Below are 2897 nucleotides of genomic sequence, written 5' to 3'. Positions count from 1 at the left end.
GCCGCCGGGATTGAAGGTGAACGCGTCGACGTCGAAGAGGAATCCGGAGCCGCCGGCGAAGGTCAGGTAGAGCGTGGTGGTGCCGGCCGGTGCACCGGAGATCGAGCCGTTGACGGTGGTGAAGTTCGTCCACGAGCCGGTGACCGGGACGGTGGCGGAGCCGAGGACGGTGCCGGTCGGCGAGCCGGCCCGAACCTGCAACGTGCCGCCCGCGCCGGCTGACGACACCCGGGCGCTGAACGACGTGGCGTTGCTCAGCTTGTACGGCTCGAATGCGATCCAGTCGCCGTTCTCGATGTCACCGACGGACTTGCCGCCCTCGGCGGTCGACTTGTCCAAGGTGGCGATGCCGGACGAGGTCTTGTAGTGCTCGGCCTGCCGGTGCTTCGGCTGCAGGATGTGCTGCGTGTGCGTGGTGAGCCCGGCGTTGTCGGTGTACTCGGCGTCGAAGACTCCGAAGATGTTCGCCGCGTCGTCGTGCTCACCGTCGACCGGGATGGTGATCGTGCCCGAGCAACCGGTCTTCGAGGTGATCGGGTGGCCGTGGCTGTCGTGACCGACGATGTACGTCAGTTTGACCTTGGTGCAGTCGACCGTGCCGTCCTCCGGATCCGTCACGGTGATACTGAACGGCACGGTGTCGCCGAAGGCGAAGATCTCCCCCGCGGCGGGGCTGTTGATGGTCACGGTCGGCGCGGTGTTGCCGACGGTGATCCGCACGTCGGCGGTGCCGGTGGCACCCTGCGGGTCGCGCACGGTCAGCGTGGCCGTGTAGTTGCCGTTCGTGTTGTACGTCTTCGTCGGGTTGGCGGCGGTGGAGCTGGTGCCGTCACCGAAGCTCCAGGCATAGGTCAGTGCCCCACCGTCGGGGTCGGACGATCCGGCCGAGGAGAAGGTCACGGTCAACGGCGCGGCGCCGGAGGTCCGGTTGGCGCCGGCCATCGCCGTGGGCGCCCGGTTGCCGCCGCCGACGTAGTCGAAGCGGTAAAGGGCGGAGTATTGGTCGCCCTGGTACAGCCCGGCGCCATAGTCCAGCACGTAGTACGAGCCGTCCGGGCCGAACGCCGAGTCGATCACCTGCTTGCCACTCCAGGGGAAGCTGTCGATGGTCCCCGGGGAGCCGTCGGCGTTGAGGTGGATCGGCTTGATCCAGCCGCGGCCGAACTCCGTGGCGAAGAACTGCCCGTCGAACGACTGAGGGAACTTCGTGGGCGAGCTGACGTCGGGGTCGTACCGGTACACCGGGCCCGCCATCGGCGACTCCGAGCCGCTGCCGAAGGCCGGCGGGCTGCCGGCGTCGCCGCCGTAACGAATCCAGGCAGCCTTGGCGGGGGGCAGCGTGCTCAAGCCGGTATTGCGGAACGAGTTGTTCGTCGGCCCGCCCGCGCAGTTGTACTTCGCGCCTGCCGTGTTGGTGGCGAAGTCCCACTCGGCGAACGTCTCGGAGCTCGTGTTCGTGCCGTTGCAGTACGGCCAGCCATAGAAGCCCGGGCCCGTGACGCGGTTGAACTCGACCTGGCCCTGCGGCCCGCGCCCCGAGGTGGCGCCGGCATCGGGGCCGTAGTCGCCGACGTAGACGATGCCGGTGGCCTTGTCCACGCTCATCCGGAACGGGTTGCGCAGGCCCATCGCGTAGATCTCCGGCCGGGTCCTGGCCGTGCCGGGCGGGAACATGTTGCCTGCCGGGATCGAGTACGACCCGTTCTCGTTCACCTTGATTCGTAGGATCTTGCCGCGCAGGTCATTGGTGTTGGCGGCGGTGCGCTGCGCGTCGAACGCCGGGTTGCGGTTGGCCCGCTCGTCGAGTGGGGAATACCCGGCGGACTCGAACGGGTTCGTGTCGTCGCCTGTGGACAGGTACAGGTTGCCTGCCGCGTCGAAGTCGATGTCTCCGCCGGCGTGGCAGCAGATACCTCGGTCGGCCGGCACGTCGAGGATGTCCACTCTGCTGGACTGGTTGAGCGTGAAGTCGGCGTTGAGCGTGAACCGGGAAAGCCGGTTGACACCCTGCCACGCCGACCAGTTGCCGCCGGTGGTCGGTGCGTCGCCTCCCGGTGTGGACAGCGGCGGGGCGTAGTAGAGGTAGATGTGCCGGTTGGTGGCGAAACCCGGGTCGATGCCGATGCCCTGCAGGCCGTCCTCGTCGTGCACGTATACGGGGATGCTGCCGATCACCGTGGTGGTGCCGCCCGCATCCGTGCGGCGCACGGTCCCATTGCGGGCGGTATGCAGCACCGACCGGTCGGCGAGTACGGCCAGCGACATCGGCTCACCGACCTCCGGGACCCCGCGGGCCAGTTGGACCTGCTGGAAGTCGGCGGCGTTGATCGGGTGCGCCGAGGCCGGGGTCGCACTGGATAAGGCCGCGGTGAGAGTGGCCGCGACCAGGAGCAGAGCCGAACCGATGACCGGCCAACGCGCGGCTGCGGCCCTCCTGATCTTCATGAACATGACAATGCACTCCCCTTCCTGAACAGGTGGCTGCCAGGCTTGGGGCGCGCGCTGCCGCGCCGATGCCGTAGCGGGATTGGGAGCCGAGCGGGGGCAACCGCTCGGAAACAGAAGTCGATGGCTACCGCGCTGTCGGGTCACATCGACGACCTTGATGGTCCGCCGACAAGGCTAGAAGACTTCAGCCCAACGTGTCCATACTTCCCTCCGGGCCGGCCAGGCTATTGGCCTGTTGTGGAGAAAGGCTTCGCCGACCACGAACACACCCTGCGCACCGCAGCCGAGGCCGCGAAGCGCAGCAGCAGTACGACCGTCGTCCGTACGTTGTCGTCGGCGTCGGCCACGTTCACGACGTCGGCCACCGCCGCCTGACACAAATAGTGTGACCAGGATCGCTAGTTGGCATCGGGCAACGTTCGTGACCTGCGCTGATGCCAACTAAAGGC

At 67.7% G+C, this 2897-nt stretch carries 2 protein-coding genes; one reads left to right on the top strand and one right to left on the bottom strand.

The window, feature by feature from the left end; translation table 11 throughout:
• A partial coding sequence (locus KCH48_RS41765) for a carbohydrate-binding protein (RefSeq protein ID WP_210582866.1) occupies nucleotides 1-2451 on the bottom strand: 2451 nt, incomplete at its 3' end.
• A gap of 234 nt (nucleotides 2452-2685) precedes the next feature.
• On the opposite strand from KCH48_RS41765, the gene KCH48_RS41760 reads away from it, so the two are divergent.
• Nucleotides 2686-2823: a hypothetical protein gene (locus KCH48_RS41760; protein WP_210582865.1), complete on the top strand. Its 138-nt coding sequence runs from the start codon at nucleotides 2686-2688 to the stop codon at nucleotides 2821-2823.
• Nucleotides 2824-2897: the final 74 nt, after the last annotated feature.

The sequence above is a fragment of the Streptomyces sp. GESEQ-4 genome (genome assembly GCF_017948455.1).
Classification (GTDB): domain Bacteria; phylum Actinomycetota; class Actinomycetes; order Streptomycetales; family Streptomycetaceae; genus Streptomyces.
This window is presented reverse-complemented; position numbering and strand designations above follow the sequence as displayed.